Genomic DNA, 19,769 nt, shown 5'->3' with positions numbered 1-19,769 from the left:
GCGGGTGCGCGCCTCCCGACTGATCTCGCTGCTCCTGTTGTTGCAGGCGCGCGGGTCGATGACGGCGGGTGAGCTGGCGCGGGAGCTGGAGGTTTCCGAGCGGACCGTCTACCGGGACGTGTTGGCGCTCTCCGCCGCCGGGGTGCCGGTCTACGCAGACCGGGGCCGGGCCGGCGGGTACCGGCTGCTCGGCGGGTACCGCACCCGACTGACCGGGCTGACCCGGGACGAGGCGGAGGCGCTCTTCCTCTCCGGGCTACCCGGTCCGGCCGGCGACATGGGGCTCGCCGACGCGGTCGCCGCCGCCGAACTGAAGGTGCTCGCCGCCCTGCCGCCGGCCCTGCGTGACGCCCCGGCCCGCGCCGGGCAGCGGTTCCACCTGGACGTGCCGGGTTGGTTCCGGGAGACCGCGCCGCCGCCGTGGCTGACCGAGCTGGCCCGGGCGGTCTGGCGCGACCGGGTGGTGGAGCTGCGTTACCGGCGCGGTGACGGGGAGGTTGGCCGGCGGGTCCAGCCGTACGGGTTGGTGCTCAAGAGTGGTGTCTGGTATCTGGTCGGCCGGGTCGACGGCGACACCCGCACCTATCGGGTGGACCGGGTGACCGGCGTCGAGGTGGGCGAGGAGAGCTTCGCGCGCGACGAGGGCTTCGACCTGGCCGGGCACTGGGGCGAGCAGGCCGGGTCGTTCCTGCGGACCATGCTGCGGGCCGAGGTCACCGTTCGGCTCAGCCCGGTGGGTCTGCGCCGGCTCCGGCACCTGGTGGACGCCCCCTTCGTGTACGACGAGCTGGTCGCCGCCGCCGGGGCACCCGACGGGCAGGGCTGGGTGGTGGGCCGGCTGCCCGTCGAGTCCGTCGAGGTCGCGTACCACCAACTGCTGGGGCTCGGCCCCGAGGTGGAGGTCCTCGACCCGCCCGAGCTGCGGCGGTTGTTCACCGACGCGGCCGGGCGGTTCCGGGCGCTCTACCGGTAGCCGGTGACGTCCGAGGGCTTGCCCGCGTCGACCACCTCGACGATGTAGCGGAAGCCCTCCGGCTGGCTGCCGTCGAGGTCGGTGAATCCGTACACCTTGGACAGCGCGCCGGCGTCGACGGACTGGCCGTTCCAGCGGGCCTTCTCTTCGTCGGCGGCGAGCGCCGCCACCGCGCGGCCGACGAAGGCCGGGGTCTCCGAGATGAGGAAGTTCGGGTCGGTGGCGGCACCGTCGCGCCAGTTGTCCTCGGTCACCCCGAAGTGCTCCAACATCGCCTCCGAGCGGATCCAGCCGGGGGTGAGCGCCACCGCCGTGCATCCGTGCGGCTTCAGCTCGTGCGCCTGGATGAAGGCGAGCCGGTTGACCGACACCTTGGCCAGGTCGTAGAAGACCGAGAGTCGGTAGTTGTCGTCGTTGTACGCCTTGGTGCCGTCGCCCATCTCCACCACCAGCCCGCCCGGCTTGCGGATCAGCAACGGCAGGGCGAAGTGGCTGGTGATGATGTGGGTGTCGATGGCCAGTCGCAGGGTCCGGAAGCCCGCGTCCAGCGGCTGTTCCCACACCGGCTTGTCCCAGGTGACCAGCGGGTCGCCGCCCCAGATGTCGTTTACCAGCACGTCGAGTTGGCCCTGCTCGTCGTCGATGCGGGCGACGAGGTCACGGACCTGCTCGGGCACCAGGTGGTCGACCTGGACGGCGATGCCCGTGCCGCCGGCCTCGGTGACCAGCTCGGCCGTCTCCTCGATGGTCTCCGGCCGGTCCATCTCCGAGCGGCCGGCGCGGCTGCTGCGACCGGTGGCGTAGACGGTGGCACCGGCGGCGCCGAGCTGGACGGCGATCTGCCGACCCGCGCCCCGGGTGGCACCGGCGACGAGCGCGATCTTTCCTGCGAGCGGTTGTGTCATACCTGCGAGATTGTCAGCGATACCTGACAACCGACGTCCGAATTCCCGGACCGCTCCGGCGAACTGCGGGGAGGTGTCGGCGCTCCCTGTAGAGCTGCCCTACGAATGGGGCAGCATCTGCCGTCCGCACCGCGCCCCATATTTGGGGCAGCTCTACAGGGGCCACTGAAGACATGCCGCCGCCCGGCGGCCGAACCTTCCCTCAGTCCACCAACCGGACGCGGACCCGGCGGTTGGCCCGGCCCTTGCTCTCCACCTTGACGACCTGCACCTTGCCGATCTGGGCGGTGGAGGCGACGTGGGTGCCGCCGTCGGCCTGCACGTCCAGCCCGACGATGTCGACGATCCGGACCTCCTGCTCGTCCGGCGGAATCAGGTTGGACTGGGTGCGGATGATGTCCGGCAGGGCCAGTGCCTCGGTGCGCGGCAGCACCCGGGTGGCGACCGAGCGGTCGGCGGCCACCTCCGCGTTGACCAGCTCCTCGATCCGGCTCTTGAAGTCGGGCGGAACCTCGGGGAGGTTGAAGTCCATCCTGGCCTCGCCCGGCTCCATCGAGTTGCCGGTCACGAGGGCGCCGAAGTCGCGGAACACGACACCGCAGAGCACGTGCAGGCCGGAGTGGGTGCGCATCAGCCGGGTGCGCCGCTCGTCCTCCAGCGCGCCGACGACCTCGGTGCCGACCGGCGGGAGCGGGTCGCCCTCGGCGGGGATCAGGTACGGGTCGTCGCCCTTGCGGGTGCCAACGATCCGGGTCTGTACGCCCTGCCACAGCAGCACGCCGTGGTCCGGCGGTTGGCCACCGCCGCCCGGGTAGAACGCCGAGCGGTCCAGCACGATGCCCTGCTCGGCGTCGGCGTGCAGGACCGTGCACGTCCACTCACGCAGGGTCGGGTCAGCTAGGTCGAGCCGATGTGTCCGGCCATGTTGTGTGACGCCCATGACAGGGCACGTTACTCGTTGAGGAAGCCGGCGATGCGGTCCCGCAGGTCGGCGCGTTCCGACCAGAGGACGCCGGGCCGGTCGTACACGTGCAGGATGGCCTGGGGCAGCGCGGCGGCGAGTCGCTCGGCGACATCGACCGGGTGCAGGTCGTCGCCCGCGTTGGCGATCACCAGGGCCGGCGCGGTCACCGCTGCGAGGGCGCTGGTGTCGCGCAACGGCGTCTGCTCGGCGAGGCTGGCCAGGCCGGCGGCCAGACCGTCGCGGAGCAGCTGGTCGAGTCGTTGCCGCAGGTACGCCCAGCCGGCGGGGGTGTTACGCACCGCGGCGGGCAGCTCCAGGGTGACGACGTCGGCGACCGCCGAGGCGTCCCCGCTCTCCACCGCCTCCAGCAGGTCCGTGATGCGGTCCTGCGCGACCGGGCCACGCGGCTGGTCGAGCACGGCGGGCAGGAAGAAGACCAGCTTCTCGAAACGCTCCGGGCTCTCCGCGAGCAACCGGCAGAGGGCACCGGCGCCGAGGCTCGCGCCGAACGCCCGACTGGCCCCGCCGAGGTCCGCGATCGCCCGCAGGTCCCGGGCGAGGTCCAGGTAGTTCCATGGCCCGTCCGGGGCCTCGGAACGGCCGTGCCCGCGGAACTGGAAGAACACCTTGCGGCCGGTGACCCCACTGCCGAACGGGCGGGTGGTGGCGATGCCGTTGCCCAGCCCGTGCGCGAACACGGTCACCGGATCACCGGTGCCGGTGACCAGCCGCTCCAGCCGTACGCCGTGCGGGGTGGCGACCAGGTCGGTGTCCGGTTCGGGCAGCGCCGGGCGGCCGGTACGCGGCCCACCCGGACCGGGCCCCCAGGTGCGGGGCCCGCTGTCCGGTGGGGGTGGCCAGCGGAAACCTCTCACCAGAACCCTTTGCCGTCGCTGAGGTCGCGCAGGCCGACCCGAACGTCGAGCAGGTAGATGAGACCGGCGGCGATGCCGATCAGTCCGAAGAGGCTGATCGGCCCGAAGCCGAGCAGGGTCAGCACGAGGCAGACCGCCAGGATGGCAATCCAGCCACCCTTGGGAAGCGTCCCGATGGCGGGGAAGGCGTCGGAGCGCTGGGTGATCGCGTGCACCAGGGCGACACCCTGGACGATCAACGCGAAGACGAGCAGGATCAGCTCGATCACGTAGCGGACTTCGAACGCGAAGATCGGCGCGGCGTTGGCCATGCCGGCAAGCTTATGTCGAGGACCCCGGCTACGTCCGACAAGGACGCCGCCGGGGTCGTCGACATGGCGAACTACTCGGCCGCCGGGCGGGTCCGCTTGGTGGCCCGGGGCAGCTTCGCCGACGGGGTCGCGGCCGGCTTGGCGGCCTTCGGCGCCCGGGCTGCCTTCTTGACGGCGGCCGGCTTGGCCTCGGCGATCTCGGCCACGTCGGCCGGGGTCGGCACCTCGGCCGGGGCTGCGGCGGTAGCCGGGGTGGCGGTGGCGGTGGTAGCCGCGGTGGCGGTGGTCGCCGGCACGCCCTGGGTGGCCTCGATGTCGGCGTTGACCGTCTCGGCGGCCTCCAGCACACCGGCGCCGACGACCCGCTCGCCCCGGGCGACCAGCGCGCCGTACGCGGCGAACGCCCGCTCCTGGGCGGCCTGGGCGCCCGCGTAGACCATGATGGCGTTACGGGTCGCGGCAGCGCGCAGCTTGTCAAGGTCGGTGACCTCGCGCAGCTTCGTCAGGTCGGCGGCCTCGCGCAGCTTGGCCAGCTCGGCCGAGTCGCGGAGCTTGGCCAGGTCCAGTTCGCGCAGCGTGCCAGCGGTCTCGTTGGCGGTACGCAGGGTCTCGGTGGCCTTCTGGCGCAGCTCGAAGCCGGTCAGCACGGCCCGACCACCCAGGTCGGCGACGACCCGGGTGCTCAGGACGCCGACCACGGCCGGCAACTTGCGCAACTGCTCGATGGCCAGCTCGCCGGCGCCGGCGGCGGCGTAGATCGGGGCGGGGATGCGGTTGGTCTTCGGCTCGCTCATGACGTCTCCTCTTCGGCCGCCGTGGCGGCCTCGCGGACCGCCGGACCGGCGGCCTTCTTCTCGGGGGTGTTGGTGCTGCCCGGGGCGGGTGCGGTGCCCGCCTCGGTGACGGCGACCGACTCGAGGACGGCCTCGGTCGGGGTGCCGCCCGCGGTGGTGGGGCCGGTGGCGGCAAGGTTCGCCAGGTCGGCGGGTTGATCGCCGACATCGGTCGGGGTGGTCGCCCCGGCCGTGCCGCCGGTGGGCCCGGTGCCGGTGCCCTCGGCGGCGGCCTGGGCCTCGGCCAGCCGGGTGTTCTCCCGGCGGAACGTCTCGTAGATCTGGCTCAGCGACTGCTTCTGGGCCATCGTCAGGTCGGCGTCCACGGCGATGGCGGCAAGCACACCGTGGCCTTCCTTGTCGTCGAGCAGCCCGGCGCGCAGGTACATCGCCGGGGTGGAGACCCGCAGCGCGCTCGCCAGTTGCTGAAGCACCTCGGCGCTGGGTTTGCGCAGGCCGCGCTCGATCTGACTGAGATACGGGTTGCTGACCCCCGCCTGCTCGGCGAGCTGCCGGAGCGAGATCTTGGCGTTTCGCCGAAGATCGCGGATGAACCCGCCGACGTCGGGAAGGTCCTTCGGTGTGGCCATGGCTGCGACGCTAACCGGCCGCGCTAGCTCTTGCAAGCAAAACGCTAGCCACAGTTAGCAACGTCTCAGCGCCCCGTTTGCGCCCTGCTCCCCGGATCCGTACGGTCCGTCCGTGCACAAGATCACAATCAATGGAGCAAGCATCGCGTACGACGAGGCAGGCACCGGTTCCCCCGTCGTCCTGCTGCACGCTGGCATCGCCGACCGGCGGATGTGGCGGGGGCAGGTCTCCGCTCTCGCCGCCCGACACCGGGTGATCGTTCCGGACCTGCGCGGCTACGGGGACTCGGAGCTGCCGCCCACCCCGTTCGCGCACCACGACGACGTGGCCGGGCTGCTGGACGCGCTCGACCTGCCCCGGGCCGCCCTGGTCGGCTGCTCCTTCGGCGGGTCGGTCGCCATCGACACCGCACTGGCCCACCCCGACCGGGTCAGCGCGCTCGCGCTGTTCGACACGGCCGTCTCCGGCAACGAGTGGTCCGAGGAGGCCAACGACCTCTGGGACGACCTGGTCGGCGAGGTCGACCCGGACGACTTCGTCGCCGGCGCGGCCGGCGAGGTGCGCTTCTGGGTGGTCGGCCCGGGTCGCCAGCCGGAGGACGTCGACCCCGCGCTCGTCGCGTTCGCGCAGGAGATGGACCAGCGTGCGCTCGCCGCCGAGTTGGCGCTGGGCGCGGTCGAGGTGGGAGAGCTGACCCCGCCGGCGATCGGTCGCCTCGGCGAGCTGACGGTGCCGGTCCTGGTCACCGCCGGCGCCGCCGACGTACCGGACATCAGCCGGCTCGCCGACCGGATCGCCGCCGAGGTCCCCGGCGCGGTACGGCTGCCGGACGTGCCGGACGCCGCGCACCTGTTGCCGCTGGAGCGTCCGGAGCCGGTCAACGCCGCCCTGCTCGACTTCCTGAGCTAGACCACAGTCACCAGAGCGGGCGGACCGCGCCGACCGGGACACCGCCGCCGAAGAGCGGCACCTCGGCGTACTCGGTCAGCACCGGGGCGTCCACGCCGAGCCGGCGCAGCGCGGAGACCAGCACCGGCATCCGGGCCCGGTCGGCGCCGTCGTCGATCTTCAGTGCGACGGCGCCGACACCCGGCAGGGCCACCGCGATCACGCCCTCGGCACCGACCTTGGCCAGCAGGCCCGCAACGCCGCGCATCAACCGGGTGTCGTCGGCCTGGGTGCCACCGACGATCTCCGGGTACGCGCGCATGGCGTCGGCCACCGTACGCGGCACCGAGCCGGGCTCGGCGTCGACCAGCCGGAGGAACGCCCCGGCCAGGCCGGTCAGCGACACCGCGAGCACCGGGGCGCCGCAACCGTCCACGCCCACCGCCGCCGCCTGCTCGCCGGTGAACTCCTCGATGGCCGCCCGCAACCGCTGCTGCAACGGGTGCTCCGGCCGCCAGTAACCCTCCAGCGGCCAGCCGGCGGCCTCGCAGGTCAGCAGCATCCCGCTGTGCTTGCCGGAGCAGTTCATCTGCACCCGGGTGGGGCCGCCCCCGGCGCGCAGCACGGCCTCCCGGGCCGCCACGCCCACCGGCAGGTCGGGCGGGCAGTGCAGGGCCGAGGCGTCCAACCCGGCCCGCTGGAGCAACGCACCGACCCGGGCCAGGTGGAAGTCCTCACCGGCGTGACTCGCCGAGACCAGCGCCACGTCGGCCGGGTCGGTCAACGGCAGGCCGGCACGCAGCATCCCGATCGCCTGCATGGGCTTGCTGGCCGAGCGGGGGAAGATCGGCGACGTCACGTCCCCGGCCGACGCCAGCGTCACACCGGTGGCGTCCAGCACCACCACCGAGCCTCGGTGCGCCCCCTCCACGAACCCGGAACGGACCACCTCGGCGAGTGGGGCGCCACCCTCGTACGTCTTCGTCACGGGCTGGACGGTACCGACGGCGCCGGGGTGCCCGTCGGCGGGGTGACCAGGTGGTCCTCCGCCCGGGTGACAGGAGCGCCAGACCGGCCCGGCCTTACAGCCCGAGCAGCTCGCGAGCCTCGGTGGTGGTCAGCGGCGGGCGTTGGGCGAGCTGGGCGAAACCCACCGCGCGGGCGACCAGTTGCATGTTGGACTCCACCGGACGCCCCTTGGCGTACGTCACGGTGTCCTCCATGCCGACCCGCAGGTGCCCGCCCGTCGACAGGGAGGCCAGCAGCACCGGGATTGTGGTGCGGCCGACCCCGGTGGCCGAGAAGGTGGTGCCCTCGGGCAGGTCCCGCAGCATCCGGTGGGCCGCGACCAGCGTCTCGGTGGTGCCCGGCATACCGCCCGGCACACCCATCACGAAGTCGACGTGCACGTGCCCGCCGGCCGGCAGGCCGTATTTGCCGAGCAACCGCTGCAACGCGGACAGGTGGCCGAGGTCGAAGATCTCGTACTCCGGCACGATCCCGCGTTCCTGCATCCGGGTGTGCAGGTCGACGATGAACTCCCAGCGGTTGAGGAAGACGTCGTCGCCGAAGTTGACCGTGCCCATCGTGCACGAGGCCATGTCCGGCCCGGCGTCGAGGACGGCCAGCCGGGCGGCCTCCGGATCGGTCACCGCACCGCCGGAGGAGAGCTGCACGATCAGGCTGGTGCTCTCCCGCAACGCCGCCACCGTGTCGGCCAGGCGCGCCGGGTCGAGGCTCGGCCGCGCCTCGTCGTCGCGGAGGTGGACGTGGATCACGGCGGCGCCGAGCGCCTCGCACTCCTTGGCGGTGAGCAGCAGCTCGTCGAGGGTCACCGGCAGCGCCGGCACCTCCGTCTTGGCCGACTCGGCGCCGGTCGGGGCCACCGTGATCAACGTCCCTGTCGTCATGCCGGCGATCCTAGACGGCCCGCTCAGGACGGGTCGATCGCCGCCGCGGTCTCACCGATCATCAGCGAGGCATCGTCGGAGACGTTCCGCTTGACCACGGCGAGGGCGACCTGACCCAGCTCGTGGTGCAGCACGGCGGTGCCGACGAAGCCGACCGCCCGGCCGTCGAGGGTCACCGGCGTACCGGCCGCCGGCGGCTGGTCGGTGGTCACCCCGTCCAGGTGCAGGAGTACGAGCCGACGCGGCGGTCGACCCATGTTGTGCACCCGGGCCACCGTCTCCTGCCCCCGGTAGCAACCCTTGTCCAGGTGCACCGCCGGGCCGATCAGGTCCACCTCGGCCGGGATGGTCCGGTGGTCGGTGTCCACCCCGACCCGGGGCTGGCGCGCGGCCACCCGGATCGCCTCGTACGCCCAGAGCCCCGCGACCGGCACGCCCGCGCCGCGCAGCTCCGCAACCACCTGCTCCATGGCGGAGCGGGGCACCAGCAGGTCCACCCCGAGTGGGCCGCGTCGGGCCCAGCCACCGATCGGCAGCGGTCGTACGTCGTACCGCGCGCTCGCCCGGAGTGGGACGGCACCGTGCGGGAACTTCGGACCCGGCACCGCGACCTGGTCCGGTGCGGCGAGCCCGGTCACGCCGAGGGTGCCCAGCGCCTCCGTCGCCGCCGGCCCGACCAGCGACAACAGTGCCCGCTCCGCGGTCGCGTCGCGCGGCTCGACCTTGCTGAAGAACCGCATCTTGTTCAGGTAGCCCAGCAGACCCTCGGTGGCTCCCGGCTCGGTGTCCAGCCAGGTGGTCTCGCCGTCCTCCGCGACCATGGCGTGCTGCTCGATGTGGCCGTGCGGGGACAGCACCAGCAGTTCGGTGCCCTCACCGGCGGCCAGCGCGCTCAGGTGCTGCGAGGTGACCGTGTGCAGCCAGCTGGCCCGCTCTTCCCCGGCCACCGCGATGATCCCCCGGTGCGACCGGTCGACCAGACCGACCTCGGTGTCGAGGGTGCGCTGCTCACGCAACGGGTCGCCGTAGTGTGCGGCCACCCCCCGCACCCCGGCCGCGACATGCGCCGGATCCGGCTGGTCACGGCTGGCCTCGTCGATGCCTTCGACGGCCACCGCGCCCGCGATGTCGATCATTTGTCGTCCCCGTTCTCACAGCGTACGCAGACGCCGAAAAGTGATACGTGCCCGATATCCACCCGGAACCCCCGCTGCGTGGCCAACTGGTCGGCGAGCGGGCGCAGCAGCTCCGGATCGATCTCGTCGATCGCGCCGCACTCCCGGCAGACCAGGTGGACGTGTTGGTGCTCACCGGCCGCGTGATAGGTCGGTGAGCCGTGCGACAGGTGCGTGTGGGTGACCAGGCCGAGCCGTTCCAACAGCTCAAGCGTGCGGTAGATGGTGGTGATGTTGACGCCGGCCGCGACCTCCCGGACGGCGGTGTGCACCTGCTCCGGGCTGGCGTGCCCCAGATCGAGCACCGCCTGGAGGACGAGCTGCCGTTGGGCCGTCAGCCGCAGCCCACGGGCCCGCAGCATTTCCGCGAGGGAGGATTCGGACACCGTCCGATCATAGTTCGGCCACCAGGCTGCTCCTCGCATCGCGATCGACCGCCGCTACGCTCGACGGTCATGGTGATGTCGTCCGACGGGCAGGGCGCGGCCAGCCCGACCGCGCGGATCGCCGTCCTCGGACGCGGCCTCACGCCGGCCGGCGACCCCGTGCTTCGCGGTGACGACCTCGGCGTCCTGCACGGCGACGGCATCTTCGAGACCATGCACCTGCGGCACGGCCGACCGTGGTTGCGCGACGAGCACCTTGCCCGCCTGGCCGCGGCGGCCTCCGCCATCGACCTGCCCCTACCCTCCACCGCCGCGCTGACCGACCTGCTCGACGAGGTACGCGCCGGCTGGCCGACGCCCGTGGAGGGGGCACTCCGGCTGGTCTGCACGAGGGGCCCGGAGGCCGGAGGCCCGCCGACGGTCTACGCCACGCTGGCCGAGGTGCCGGCACCCTCCCGGGCAGCCCGGCGGAACGGGATCACGGTGGCCACCCTGCCGCTGGGCGTGCCCGTCGACGCTCGCCCGGGGCTGAGCTGGCTGCCGGCCGGGATCAAATCCACGTCGTACGCGGTCAGCAGCGCCGCCCGCCGCTGGGCCCGCCGTGCCGGGGTGGACGACGTGCTCTGGGTCTCCTCCGACGGCTACGCGCTGGAGGGCCCCACAGCCAACGTGGTGTGGCTCACCGACGGCACGCTCTGCACGGTGCCGGCCGCGACCACCGGCATCCTCCCCGGCACGACCGTCGCCTGGCTGCTCACCCACGCCGCCGAGCTGGGCCTGAACGCCGCCGAGCGGCTGGTCACGGTGGCCGAGCTGCACGCCGCGGACGGCGTGTGGTTCACCTCGTCGCTACGCGGAGCCGCCGAGGTGCACACGCTGGACGGGGTGCGTCGGGCCCGCTGCCCGCGCACCCCCGCCCTGCACGCCCTGCTGGGTTTCCCCGTCTAGCCTGCTGGTTTCCCGATCTGGTCAGCCGCCGACCCGGACCAGCCGGGCGGAGAGGTGCGGGCTGAGCCCGTGGCCCATGGCGGCCATCTCCTGGGCGTAGAGCAGCGCACCCTCGACGATGCCGAAGAGTCGCTGACCACCGGTGACCTCCTTGGCGGTCGGAGTGCGGACCACCGCGTCGGTGGCGAACTCGACCTGGGTGCCGGTGCGCTTGCCCAGGTGCAGCTCCATCACCCCGGTCGGGGTGGTCAGCAGCGCCTCCAGCTCGTCGGTCGCCCGCCCGTCCACCAGCACCGGCCGCCACCAACCAACCTCACGACCGGCCGGCCGGACCGGCTTGCTCTCCTCGTCCAGGATCCAGGCCCGGGACTCGTAGTGCAGGAACGGTCGGCCGTCGTGGCTGATCCGGATCTCCTGCGCGTAGTCGAAGTCCTCGATGGTGGGGAAACCACCCTTGCCCCGGCCACGCCACAACCCGATGTAGGGCAGCAGACCATCCAGCGCGGGGTGCAGCTTCGGCCCGACCCGCAGGTCGTGACTCTCCTCGAACGGGTACTCCTCGACCGGCGGCGCGTTCAGCCACGGCGGCTGGAGCGGGTTCTCGTCGCTCACAGGGCCACCTTCGTTCGCGACTGCGGGGCTCGCAGGCCCGGCTCACTCCTCGCGCTCACCAGCGTCCTCTCGAAATGCGTACGGCTAGGTAGACCAGGCCACCGGCGAGCCCGCCCAGGCCAGCGACCAGCAGGCTGACAAACCCGATCTCGGTAACCATCCCGGCCATCCTATGCTGGGTCACATGGCCCGCACTCTCGTCGTCAAGGCCACCGCGGGGGCGGACGCCCCGGAGCGGTGCGCGCAGGCATTCACGGTCGCCGCGACCGCTGTCGCGGCCGGGGTGGACGTGTCGCTCTGGCTGACCGGTGAGTCGACCTGGTTCGCGCTGCCCGGTCGCGCCCAACAGTTCGAGCTGCCGCACTCCGCACCGCTGGCCGAGCTGCTGCACGTCATCCTGACCAGTGGCCGGGTGACCGCCTGCACCCAGTGCGCCGCCCGCCGGGAGATCGGCCCGGACGACGTGCTGCCCGGGGTCCGGATCGCGGGCGCCGCGGTCTTCGTCGAGGAGGCGTTGACCGAGGGCGCGCAGGCACTGGTCTACTGACCAACCGACGCGCCTGGTCGATCCGGGCGGAGTACCGATACCGACCCGACATCTCGGACAGCTGCCTACGATTCGGATGTGACCGAGGCGGCGGAGAGGTTCTTCGAATCACTGCCGGCGCGCGCCCCTGACGTCCTGGGCGGCCTGGCCGACGGAACCCTGCAGATCGACCTCGGCAGCGACCACCGGACCGAGCACTGGCTGGTTCGGATGCGGCCCGGGTCGGTGCAGGTCACCCGCGAGCGCGGGCCGGCAGACGCCATCTGGTTCAGCAGCGCCGCGCTCTTCGATCGACTCATCACCGGCGAGGCGCAGGGTGTCGCGGCGGTGCTGCGCAACGAGAGCACGTTCAGCGGGAACGTGGTGCTGTTCCTCGCCTTCCGCCGGTTCTTCCCCGACCCACCCGGCACCCGCGACCCCCGTGACACGGCCCGCCGGGCGGCCAGGCGACTCACGTGAAGGAACTCGTCAGCATTCTGGACGGCAACACCTTCCTGGTCAGCGACCGGCGGGGGGACATCGAGCCGTCCTACGACTTCCCCACCGGGCTGTTCTCCTTCGACACCCGCTTCCTGTCCAACTGGGTGCTCACCCTCAACGGCGAGCGGCTACACGCCCTCTCCGTCGACGACACCCAGTCGTACCGCACCAAGTTCTTCCTCGCCCCCGGTGAGCCCACCCACTACCTCGACGCGAAGGCGTCGGTGATCCGCAGCCGGGCGATCGTGGGCAGTTTCGCCGAGGAGCTGACCGTCCTCAACCACACCGAGGCGGAGGTGGAATTCACCGTCCGCATCGACATCGCGGCCGACTTCGCCGACCTGTTCGAGATCAAGCACCGCCGGCAGAAGCAGGGGCGCACCACGGTGTCGGTCACCGAGAACGAGTTGCGGCTGACCTACCGCCGGGAGGCGTTCCACCGGGAGACGATGGTCAGCACCAGTGCGCCCGCGCAGGTCGACGCCACCGGAATGACCTTCCGGATCCGGATAGCCCGCAACGGCAGGTGGACCACCCGGCTGCGCGTGTCCAGCGTCGTCTTCGGGGCGCGTGGTGAGGACATCCGCGCGACCCTTCCGTACGGCGGCAGCCGCAGCGCGGACGCGATCCGGGCCGAGCAACAGGAACTGATCGACCGGGCGCCGAAACTCGGCTGCGACTGCGAGCCGCTGGCCGGGGCGTACCGGCGCAGCCTCAACGACCTGGCCGCCCTGCGCTACGAGTCGATCGCCCTGGGCATGCGGTTGATCGCCGCCGGACTCCCCTGGTTCATGACCCTGTTCGGCCGGGACAGCATCATCACCTCGTTGCAGGTGCTGCCGTTCCTGCCGGAGTTGGTCCCACCGACAATCCTGATGCTGGCAGGGCTTCAGGGGCACCGGGTGGACGACTTCCGCGACGAGGAACCCGGCAAGATCCTGCACGAGCTGCGGTACGGGGAGACCGCCGGCTTCGAGGAGCAGCCGCACTCGCCGTACTACGGGTCGGCCGACTCGACACCACTGTTCATCATCCTGATCGACGAGTACGAGCGTTGGACGGGTGACTCCGCGCTGGTCCGTCGACTGGAGCCACAGGTCCGCGCGGCGTTGCAGTGGATCGACACGTACGGGGACCTGCTCGGCACCGGCTACCTCTGGTACCAGACGCGCAACCCGGAGACCGGCCTTCAGAACCAGTGCTGGAAGGACTCCTGGGACGCCATCTCGTACGCCGACGGCCAGATGCCCGACTTCCCCCGGGCGACCTGCGAACTTCAGGGGTACGCGTACGACGCGAAGATGCGGGCCGCCCGGCTGGCCCGGACCTTCTGGAACGACCCGGCGTTCGCCGACCGGCTGGAGCGGGAGGCCGCCGAGCTCAAGCGGCGGTTCGACCGCGACTTCTGGATCGCCGACCGCGAGTACTACGCGCTCGCGCTGGACGCCGACGGCCGGCAGGTGGACGCGCTGACCTCGAACATCGGCCACCTGCTGTGGAGCGGCATCGTGGACGAGTCCCGCGCCGGCAAGGTGGTCGAGCACCTGCTCGGGCCGCGCCTGTTCTCCGGGTGGGGAGTACGGACGCTCGCCGAGGACGAGGGGCGGTACAACCCGATCGGTTACCACGTGGGCACGGTGTGGCCGTTCGACAACTCGATCATCGCCTGGGGGCTGTGGCGGTACGGCTTCCGGCACGAGGCCGGGTTGATCTGCGACACAATGCTGGCCGCGTCCCGGTACTTCGACGGGCGGCTGCCGGAGGCGTTCGCTGGCTACGCCCGCGATCTCACCGACTACCCGGTGGAGTACCCGACCGCGTGCAGCCCGCAGGCCTGGTCGACCGGCACGCCGCTACTGCTACTCCGGGTGATGCTGGGGTTGGAGCCGCAGGGCGAGCACCTGATCATCGACCCGGCCGTGCCAGCGGGCATGGGCCGGGTGGAGTTGCTGGACATCCCCGGCCGATGGGGCACGGTCGACGCGCTGGGTCGCAGCCGTGACCCGGAGAACCGGCCGGACGGCGGCTGACCAGCCGGCTCAGCCCGGGCAGCCGACGGTGGCGGCCAACCGGGTCGCGTCCTCGGTGAGCTCGGCCAGCACGGTGACCGGGCCGGTGCGGTACGCGTACACCGGGGGTTGGTCCAGCAGTGGGGCGTCGCCGGCCAGCGCGGCGAGCGCGGCTGTCGACGCGGCCGGGCCGGGGCCCCCGGCGGAACGCGCGGTGTGGGCCGACCCGCCGCCCGGGCAGGGCGCGGTCACCAGTTCCGGCGCGGCCTCGGCGGGCCGGTCGAGTGCCCGCAGCGCAGTGGTCAGGGCGGCGGCCTCCGGACCGGCGGTGGCCGCGACCGGCGTGTAGCCGGAGCCGATGGGCCGGCAACCGGTGTCGACGACCAGCCGCACCCGACCGTCGGCGGTCGGCCGTCCCTGGACGGCCACGAACTCTCCGGCGTCGGCGTACAGCTCGATGCCGCTCAACCCGGGGCCCACCCCGGCCCGCCAGCTCGCCGGCAGCCGCTCGGCGATCCCCGCCAGCACGGCCTGCTCGGTGCCGGTGGGCGCGAGCACCCCGACGTCACGCCGCAACCTCGCCCCGTCGGCGAACGGGGTGACCCGGCAACCCTCCGCGATCCGCGCCGGGCCCAGTTCCAGCAGACCCGCCGCACCGGCCGCCCGAGCCAGCTCGCCGACCGCCCGGTCGACCACCGGGCCAGCCTGGTCGAGGGACCGCTGCTCCCGAACGGTCGGCGGGTCGTCACGGACCGACGTCCAGGTCAGCAGGGCCAGCAACACGGCCCAGGCCGCCGTCGCGGCCAGCAACCAACGCCGCCACGACCGGGCGGGGGCCGGCGCGGTGGGACCGGCCGAAGAAGCCCAACCCGTCTGGACAGCACCGTTCACCCGGCCATGGTGTCACGGGTCCGCCGCCGGGCCACCGGCGGTCAGGTCGACCGGGGTGGTGGGTCGAGCCGGTAGCCGATCCCCTGGACCGTGTGTACCTGCGGCCCTCCCGGGAGATCACGCAGTTTGTGCCGGAGCTGCTTGACGGCAGAGTGCAGGATGGCGCTGCCCGGGTACGGGCCGCTCCACACGGCGGCGAAGAGCTGTTCGTAGCTCCACACCACCAGCGGTGGGCCGATGAGCAGGGCGAGCAGTTCCCGTTCGGTGGGGGTGAGCGGGAGCGGGTCGCCACGCCAGGTGACCCGGTGCCCAGCCCGGTCGACGACCAGCTCACCCCACCTGACCGGGCCCTGTGGCACCCCGGGCGGCACCGTCGCGGGACGGAGCGGCGCCGCGGCGGCCGGCGACGACAGCAGCTGACGCAGCTCGGTCAGGTCGGCACAGTTGAGCACCGGGCCGAGCCCGTCGAGTTGACGCAGCACCCGCTCCCTCATCGACATGTCCGCGCTGACGCAGACGACGATCGGAACCTCTTCGCCGGACATGCCACCCTCACCCGTGATTTCCACCCGTAGATAGTGACGTATGCCGATTGATTTCGCGGCCCGGCTCGGCGGCGGGGACAGCGGTGCGGGCCGGAGGCCTTGATCGGATGCCGCACGGTGCCGCGCCGAACACACGACCGGGGCCGACCACCCCAGGAGGGTGACCGGCCCCGGTCGATCAGAGCAGTGGGTCAGGCGACGGTGACGCCAACCTCGTTGACACCCCGGCCAGCGGTGACGGCGGTGTCACCGTTGCCGTGCCGGGACAGCGCCCGCAGCGTCCAGGAGCCCGGCGCGGCGAAGAACCGGAACTGGCCGGCGGCCGAGGTCACCACTTCGGCGGTGAACTCACCGGTCGAGTCGAGCAGCCGGACGTACGCGCCCGGCACCGGCTCGTCCTCGGCGGAGCGGACGATCCCGGTGATGACGGTTTCCTTCTCCAGATCCAGACCGGCCGGCAACGGTGCGGCCTGGTCCGGTGCGGCGCAACCCGCGGCGATGGGAAGGGTCATGATCAGGCCTCCCCGGGTTCGTCACCGAGGGCGACCGGCACACCGACCAGCGAGCCGTACTCGGTCCAGGAACCGTCGTAGTTCTTGACGTTGCGGTGGCCCAGCAGCTCCTGGAGCACGAACCAGGTGTGCGAGGAGCGCTCGCCGATCCGGCAGTAGGCGATGGTCTCCTTGCCGTCGTCGAGCCCCGCGTCGCCGTAGATCCGACGCAGCTCGTCGTCAGACCGGAAGGTGCCGTCCTCGTTGGCCGCCTTGGACCACGGGACGCTGATCGCGGTCGGGATGTGCCCGGCCCGCTGCGCCTGCTCCTGCGGCAGGTGGGCGGGGGCGAGCAGCCGGCCGGCGAACTCGTCGGGGCTGCGCACGTCGACCAGGTTCTTGGTGCCGATCGCGGCCACGACCTCGTCCCGGAAGGCCCGGATCGACGTGTCCGGCTCCTGCGCGACGTACTGCGTCGCCGGGCGGGCCACCGAGTCGGTGACCAGTGGGCGCGCATCCAGCTCCCACTTCTTGCGGCCGCCGTCGAGCAGCTTCACATCGCCGTGGCCGTAGAGCTTGAAGTACCAGTAGGCGTACGCGGCGAACCAGTTGTTGTTGCCGCCGTAGAGGATGACGGTGTCGTCGTTGCTGATGCCCCGCTCGGAGAGCAGCGCCTCGAACTGCGTCTTGTTGACGAAGTCCCGGCGGACCTGGTCCTGCAGGTCGGTCTTCCAGTCGATCTTGATGGCGCCGGCGATGTGGCCGGTGTCGTAGGCCGAGGTGTCCTCGTCGACCTCGACGAAGACGACGCCCGGGGCGTCGAGGTTCTTCTCGGCCCATTCGGCCGAAACGAGTGCGGTGTCGCGACTCATCGAATCACTCCCTGGTGAGGATGGATGGTGAGCCAACGCGCGAGCATTGATGGGTGTAACTGTCGCACCACGCGCGGGACCCAGCGGAAGGACGGGATCACGGGTTCGTGCGACGGCGCCGCTGCCGGGCATTCGGTGGGATCACCGGAGGGTGCGAGAACCCTGTGCCGGTGGCCGCCGTCAGGCGGCCGGAGACAGCCCCGCCGTCAGATGACGGGGCGACACAGGCAGGTGGCCACGCGGCACAGGTCGACCGCGCGCCGTTTGGTGAGGTGGGTCCCCATGGTCAGGGAGACTACCAGCCAGTGACCGGGCTGCCACTGGGCCGACCACCATCCGGGAATCGACCGGGCCGCCGGCTGGTGTCACGTCCCAGCGGTGGCGCGGGCGTCAGCTGACGGAGTTGATCGGTACGTCCTTCGCGTCGGCGGTGACCGCCAGCCCTTCCGGCAGCGGCCGGACCTCCCGGACGGCGAGCTGGAACGGCAGCTCAGGCAGGGGTACGTCGACCGAGATGCCCTTGGCGTAGTTGTTCAGCAGGACGCGCGCCAGCGGCAGGTTGGGCAGACCAGCGGCGTCCAGGTCGTTGAAGCGCAGGGCGACGGCGCCATTGTCGGCGACGGTGACGTCGGCGGTGCCGCTGACGGTCAGCTTCTGGCCGAGGATGTCGACCGGGGCGGTGACGGCGAGCTTGCCGTTCTGCTCGCCGAGGGTGAGCCCCGGACGGTTCAGTAGTGCGGCGAGGCTGTCGTAGCTGATCGTGCCGGTGCCGTTGACGGTGTCCGCCACGATGTCACCCTGACCGGTGCGCAGGGTGTCCAGTGAGGCCCGGACGTTGCGGGCGTCCACGTCCAGCACCGGCAGCCGCACGACGTCGCCCTCGACCGACGCCTGCACGTCCCGCAGCTTGATGGAGATCCGCTGGTAGCGGCCATCGAGCACCTGGGTGAGGAACGGGGTGCCGGCGACCTCCACATCGGGCTCCGCGGCCTGCGCACCCTGCTTGGTGACCTCCTGACGGACCCGGTCGGCGATGGTCCGCTCGGCCACCCCGACCGCCACCCGGTCGGCGACCACCAGCAGGCCCGCCACCACCAGGAGCAGGACGACCAGACCGATGAGCAGCTTGCGGCCGCGCCGTCGGGGCCGCGCCCCGTCCGCCGGATAGTCCTCCGCCACGCCGCCTCCTGTCTCCACCCGCCGCACCGCGACGGGTCGTCCACACCGGTGCCGCTGCGCGGCGCACCCGTAGGTACCCGACCGACTCCAGACTCAACCGTGACTCAGAGGAAGAGCATGCACATCGCGTACGCGGCCGGCGCCGCCAGGGCGAAGCCGCCGAGCGGACCCTGCATGTGCCGGGCCACCCACATGGTCGGCGGTTCCCCGGCCATCAGCCGGCCCGCCTCCGCGTACCCGACGGCGAGGTCGGAGAGCACGGCGGTGACCGCCGCGACCAGACCGATCACGGCGGCCCGGGTCGGCGTGAAGGGCGCCACCAGGTAGCTGCCGAGGAGTGCGCTGGTCAGCGTGCCGACCATCGCGCCGGCCACCACGCCAGCGGCGCCCCGGGGCACCTGCGGGGCCAGCCGGGGCCAGGGGAGCACGGCGTCGGTGAGCCGGGCGACGGTCAGCGCGACACCGCTGGCCGTCAGGCAAACGGTGATCGCCTGGGTGCCGGCCGGGATCCGGCTGAGCACGATCAGGGTGCCGAAGGCCACCACCCCGACCACGATGAGCAGCGTGGCGCCGAGGGAGTCGGTGACCCGGACCCGGTCGACGCGGCGGACCAGCTGGCCGAGCACCGCGGCGAGGAAGCCGCCGGCGGCCAGGTAGCCCAGCGGCGCCAGACCGGCGACGTCGCTCTGCACCGCGGCGATGTCGGCGAGTGCCGCGACGACGACGCTGATCCCGGCGACCACCAGCATCGCGGGCGGGCGCATGGCGATCGTCCAGGCGAGTACGAAGAGCAACTGGACGCCGAAGATGATGAAGGCGAACGGCAGCCGGTGACCGGGGCCGGACGTCTGCGCGCCGAGCACCAGGCCGACGCCGAGCAGCGCGGCGAAGCCGGCGATGGTCAGCGCGAGCTGACGGTGCACCTCGACCGGAGGGATGACCTCCTCTTCCGGCTCGTCGATCTCGTCTTCGGACCGGCGGGCCGGTTCGCCGGAGCGACGGGCCCGGCGGGGCCCACCCCGTTCGCGGCGGTCGCCGTCGGTGGTGGCCGGACCGGTACGCGGCGCGGGCGGGTTGCCGCGCGTCGGTGCGGCGGCCGGGCCCGGGTGGGGCCCGGCGGGCCACGATTCGCGGCCGGCCTCGGGCGAGGTGGAGGGAAACACGACCCGATCGTGCCAGACCGGCGACCGGACACGGCGGTCACGGGTTTCCGCAACGTTAAAATCTGCTCCACGATCAGGGGCAAGGTAGACATACGGGAAATGGCCAGACGGCACGGCCGAGGCGATCGGTTACTCTCAACCCGTTACCCCGCCCGTCAGCGACGCCGGGACCACGCAATTTCTCAGCGCACTCCCTCGCGAGTGTGTCTGGTCGCGTGCGG

25 protein-coding genes are annotated in these 19,769 nt (G+C 72.2%); 6 read left to right on the top strand and 19 right to left on the bottom strand.

Annotation, left to right across the window (positions count from 1 at the left end; all coding sequences use genetic code 11):
• Positions 1-4 precede the first annotated feature (4 nt).
• Entirely contained in the window at positions 5-973 is a 969-nt protein-coding gene (locus tag LADH09A_RS08715) for a helix-turn-helix transcriptional regulator (protein WP_238644362.1), read from the top strand.
• On the opposite strand, the gene LADH09A_RS08710 is transcribed toward LADH09A_RS08715, so the two are convergent.
• The 6 genes from LADH09A_RS08710 to LADH09A_RS08685 all read right to left on the bottom strand — a co-directional run bounded on the left by LADH09A_RS08710 (position 964) and on the right by LADH09A_RS08685 (position 5,451).
• The gene (locus LADH09A_RS08710; RefSeq protein WP_238644361.1) at positions 964-1,878 is read right to left on the bottom strand and encodes an SDR family oxidoreductase; all 915 of its coding nucleotides are present in this window, start codon (positions 1,876-1,878) and stop codon (positions 964-966) included. The two genes, LADH09A_RS08715 and LADH09A_RS08710, sit on opposite strands and share 10 nt — an antisense overlap.
• 202 nt (positions 1,879-2,080) lie before the next feature.
• Positions 2,081-2,818, bottom strand: coding sequence for an alanyl-tRNA editing protein (locus LADH09A_RS08705; RefSeq protein WP_238644360.1), 738 nt, complete (start codon positions 2,816-2,818; stop codon positions 2,081-2,083).
• An 11-nt stretch (positions 2,819-2,829) separates the two neighbouring features.
• Positions 2,830-3,717, bottom strand: coding sequence for an alpha/beta fold hydrolase (locus tag LADH09A_RS08700; RefSeq protein WP_238644359.1), 888 nt, complete (start codon positions 3,715-3,717; stop codon positions 2,830-2,832).
• A complete protein-coding gene (locus tag LADH09A_RS08695; RefSeq protein ID WP_088950380.1) occupies positions 3,714-4,028 on the bottom strand; it encodes a DUF2516 family protein in 315 nt (104 codons plus the stop codon). Before LADH09A_RS08695 ends, LADH09A_RS08700 begins: the two co-directional genes overlap by 4 nt.
• Before the next feature lie 71 nt (positions 4,029-4,099).
• Positions 4,100-4,822, bottom strand: coding sequence for a hypothetical protein (locus LADH09A_RS08690; protein ID WP_238644358.1), 723 nt, complete (start codon positions 4,820-4,822; stop codon positions 4,100-4,102).
• Positions 4,819-5,451, bottom strand: coding sequence for a helix-turn-helix domain-containing protein (locus tag LADH09A_RS08685; protein ID WP_238644357.1), 633 nt, complete (start codon positions 5,449-5,451; stop codon positions 4,819-4,821). The genes LADH09A_RS08690 and LADH09A_RS08685 overlap by 4 nt, the downstream gene beginning before the upstream one ends.
• Positions 5,452-5,563: 112 nt before the next feature.
• Here LADH09A_RS08685 and LADH09A_RS08680 point away from each other — a divergent pair, with 112 nt between their 5' ends.
• Positions 5,564-6,361 carry an alpha/beta fold hydrolase gene (locus tag LADH09A_RS08680; protein ID WP_238644356.1) on the top strand — a complete coding sequence of 266 codons (798 nt, stop codon included), beginning with the start codon at positions 5,564-5,566 and terminating at the stop codon, positions 6,359-6,361.
• A 7-nt stretch (positions 6,362-6,368) separates the two neighbouring features.
• Here LADH09A_RS08680 and LADH09A_RS08675 read toward each other — a convergent pair whose 3' ends face one another.
• The 4 genes from LADH09A_RS08675 to LADH09A_RS08660 all read right to left on the bottom strand — a co-directional run bounded on the left by LADH09A_RS08675 (position 6,369) and on the right by LADH09A_RS08660 (position 9,811).
• Complete coding sequence (locus LADH09A_RS08675; RefSeq protein ID WP_238644355.1) at positions 6,369-7,328, bottom strand: asparaginase; 960 nt, start codon at positions 7,326-7,328, stop codon at positions 6,369-6,371.
• Positions 7,329-7,422: 94 nt separating this feature from the next.
• Positions 7,423-8,250 carry a beta-keto acid cleavage family enzyme gene (locus tag LADH09A_RS08670; RefSeq protein ID WP_238644354.1) on the bottom strand — a complete coding sequence of 276 codons (828 nt, stop codon included), beginning with the start codon at positions 8,248-8,250 and terminating at the stop codon, positions 7,423-7,425.
• A 23-nt stretch (positions 8,251-8,273) separates the two neighbouring features.
• Positions 8,274-9,386, bottom strand: coding sequence for a CAF17-like 4Fe-4S cluster assembly/insertion protein YgfZ (gene ygfZ, locus LADH09A_RS08665; RefSeq protein ID WP_238644353.1), 1,113 nt, complete (start codon positions 9,384-9,386; stop codon positions 8,274-8,276).
• A complete protein-coding gene (locus tag LADH09A_RS08660; RefSeq protein ID WP_088950387.1) occupies positions 9,383-9,811 on the bottom strand; it encodes a Fur family transcriptional regulator in 429 nt (142 codons plus the stop codon). The genes ygfZ and LADH09A_RS08660 overlap by 4 nt, the downstream gene beginning before the upstream one ends.
• Before the next feature lie 69 nt (positions 9,812-9,880).
• On the opposite strand from LADH09A_RS08660, the gene LADH09A_RS08655 reads away from it, so the two are divergent.
• Positions 9,881-10,759, top strand: coding sequence for an aminotransferase class IV (locus LADH09A_RS08655; protein WP_238644352.1), 879 nt, complete (start codon positions 9,881-9,883; stop codon positions 10,757-10,759).
• A gap of 21 nt (positions 10,760-10,780) precedes the next feature.
• Here the strand turns inward: LADH09A_RS08655 and LADH09A_RS08650 are convergent, their stop codons facing one another.
• Both LADH09A_RS08650 and mtfM read right to left on the bottom strand, forming a co-directional pair.
• A complete protein-coding gene (locus LADH09A_RS08650; protein WP_238644351.1) occupies positions 10,781-11,371 on the bottom strand; it encodes a heme-binding beta-barrel domain-containing protein in 591 nt (196 codons plus the stop codon).
• A 55-nt stretch (positions 11,372-11,426) separates the two neighbouring features.
• A complete protein-coding gene (mtfM, locus tag LADH09A_RS31595) occupies positions 11,427-11,531 on the bottom strand; it encodes a small membrane protein MtfM (protein WP_030327764.1) in 105 nt (34 codons plus the stop codon).
• A 12-nt stretch (positions 11,532-11,543) separates the two neighbouring features.
• On the opposite strand from mtfM, the gene LADH09A_RS08645 reads away from it, so the two are divergent.
• From LADH09A_RS08645 to LADH09A_RS08635, 3 genes are all read left to right on the top strand, one after another.
• Entirely contained in the window at positions 11,544-11,918 is a 375-nt protein-coding gene (locus tag LADH09A_RS08645) for a DsrE family protein (protein WP_238644350.1), read from the top strand.
• Between the two features lie 78 nt (positions 11,919-11,996).
• Positions 11,997-12,377 (top strand): SCP2 sterol-binding domain-containing protein, encoded by a 381-nt coding sequence (locus LADH09A_RS08640; RefSeq protein ID WP_238644349.1) that lies wholly within the window; start codon positions 11,997-11,999, stop codon positions 12,375-12,377.
• Complete coding sequence (locus tag LADH09A_RS08635) at positions 12,374-14,428, top strand: amylo-alpha-1,6-glucosidase (RefSeq protein WP_238644348.1); 2,055 nt, start codon at positions 12,374-12,376, stop codon at positions 14,426-14,428. Before LADH09A_RS08640 ends, LADH09A_RS08635 begins: the two co-directional genes overlap by 4 nt.
• Before the next feature lie 9 nt (positions 14,429-14,437).
• Here LADH09A_RS08635 and LADH09A_RS08630 read toward each other — a convergent pair whose 3' ends face one another.
• From LADH09A_RS08630 to LADH09A_RS08605, 7 genes are all read right to left on the bottom strand, one after another.
• On the bottom strand, positions 14,438-15,298 hold the full coding sequence (locus LADH09A_RS08630; protein WP_238644347.1) for a hypothetical protein: 861 nt from the start codon (positions 15,296-15,298) through the stop codon (positions 14,438-14,440).
• A 41-nt stretch (positions 15,299-15,339) separates the two neighbouring features.
• A complete protein-coding gene (locus tag LADH09A_RS08625; RefSeq protein ID WP_238644461.1) occupies positions 15,340-15,843 on the bottom strand; it encodes a winged helix-turn-helix domain-containing protein in 504 nt (167 codons plus the stop codon).
• Between the two features lie 191 nt (positions 15,844-16,034).
• A complete protein-coding gene (locus LADH09A_RS08620) occupies positions 16,035-16,355 on the bottom strand; it encodes a DUF1416 domain-containing protein (protein ID WP_238644346.1) in 321 nt (106 codons plus the stop codon).
• Between the two features lie 2 nt (positions 16,356-16,357).
• Positions 16,358-17,206, bottom strand: a complete 849-nt coding sequence (locus LADH09A_RS08615) for a sulfurtransferase (RefSeq protein ID WP_238644345.1) — start codon at positions 17,204-17,206, stop codon at positions 16,358-16,360.
• A 206-nt stretch (positions 17,207-17,412) separates the two neighbouring features.
• On the bottom strand, positions 17,413-17,490 hold the full coding sequence (locus LADH09A_RS32050) for an Ms5788A family Cys-rich leader peptide (RefSeq protein ID WP_310503780.1): 78 nt from the start codon (positions 17,488-17,490) through the stop codon (positions 17,413-17,415).
• Between the two features lie 106 nt (positions 17,491-17,596).
• Entirely contained in the window at positions 17,597-18,385 is a 789-nt protein-coding gene (locus tag LADH09A_RS08610) for an LmeA family phospholipid-binding protein (protein ID WP_238644460.1), read from the bottom strand.
• Between the two features lie 104 nt (positions 18,386-18,489).
• Positions 18,490-19,548 carry a hypothetical protein gene (locus tag LADH09A_RS08605; RefSeq protein ID WP_238644344.1) on the bottom strand — a complete coding sequence of 353 codons (1,059 nt, stop codon included), beginning with the start codon at positions 19,546-19,548 and terminating at the stop codon, positions 18,490-18,492.
• Positions 19,549-19,769 lie beyond the last annotated feature (221 nt).

The organism is Micromonospora cabrerizensis (genome assembly GCF_022230955.1).
GTDB lineage: Bacteria > Actinomycetota > Actinomycetes > Mycobacteriales > Micromonosporaceae > Micromonospora > Micromonospora cabrerizensis.
This window is presented reverse-complemented; position numbering and strand designations above follow the sequence as displayed.

Coding starts and splice junctions, on each gene's coding strand:
- LADH09A_RS08685 (WP_238644357.1), bottom strand. CDS start 5,451: ATGGCCACACCGAAGGACCTTCCCGACGTCGGCGGGTTCATCCGCGAT.
- LADH09A_RS08670 (WP_238644354.1), bottom strand. CDS start 8,250: ATGACGACAGGGACGTTGATCACGGTGGCCCCGACCGGCGCCGAGTCG.
- LADH09A_RS08625 (WP_238644461.1), bottom strand. CDS start 15,843: ATGTCCGGCGAAGAGGTTCCGATCGTCGTCTGCGTCAGCGCGGACATG.
- LADH09A_RS08710 (WP_238644361.1), bottom strand. CDS start 1,878: ATGACACAACCGCTCGCAGGAAAGATCGCGCTCGTCGCCGGTGCCACC.
- LADH09A_RS08695 (WP_088950380.1), bottom strand. CDS start 4,028: ATGGCCAACGCCGCGCCGATCTTCGCGTTCGAAGTCCGCTACGTGATC.
- LADH09A_RS08705 (WP_238644360.1), bottom strand. CDS start 2,818: ATGGGCGTCACACAACATGGCCGGACACATCGGCTCGACCTAGCTGAC.
- ygfZ (WP_238644353.1), bottom strand. CDS start 9,386: ATGATCGACATCGCGGGCGCGGTGGCCGTCGAAGGCATCGACGAGGCC.
- LADH09A_RS08655 (WP_238644352.1), top strand. CDS start 9,881: ATGGTGATGTCGTCCGACGGGCAGGGCGCGGCCAGCCCGACCGCGCGG.
- LADH09A_RS08620 (WP_238644346.1), bottom strand. CDS start 16,355: ATGACCCTTCCCATCGCCGCGGGTTGCGCCGCACCGGACCAGGCCGCA.
- mtfM (WP_030327764.1), bottom strand. CDS start 11,531: ATGGTTACCGAGATCGGGTTTGTCAGCCTGCTGGTCGCTGGCCTGGGC.
- LADH09A_RS08615 (WP_238644345.1), bottom strand. CDS start 17,206: ATGAGTCGCGACACCGCACTCGTTTCGGCCGAATGGGCCGAGAAGAAC.
- LADH09A_RS32050 (WP_310503780.1), bottom strand. CDS start 17,490: ATGGGGACCCACCTCACCAAACGGCGCGCGGTCGACCTGTGCCGCGTG.
- LADH09A_RS08690 (WP_238644358.1), bottom strand. CDS start 4,822: ATGAGCGAGCCGAAGACCAACCGCATCCCCGCCCCGATCTACGCCGCC.
- LADH09A_RS08645 (WP_238644350.1), top strand. CDS start 11,544: ATGCTGGGTCACATGGCCCGCACTCTCGTCGTCAAGGCCACCGCGGGG.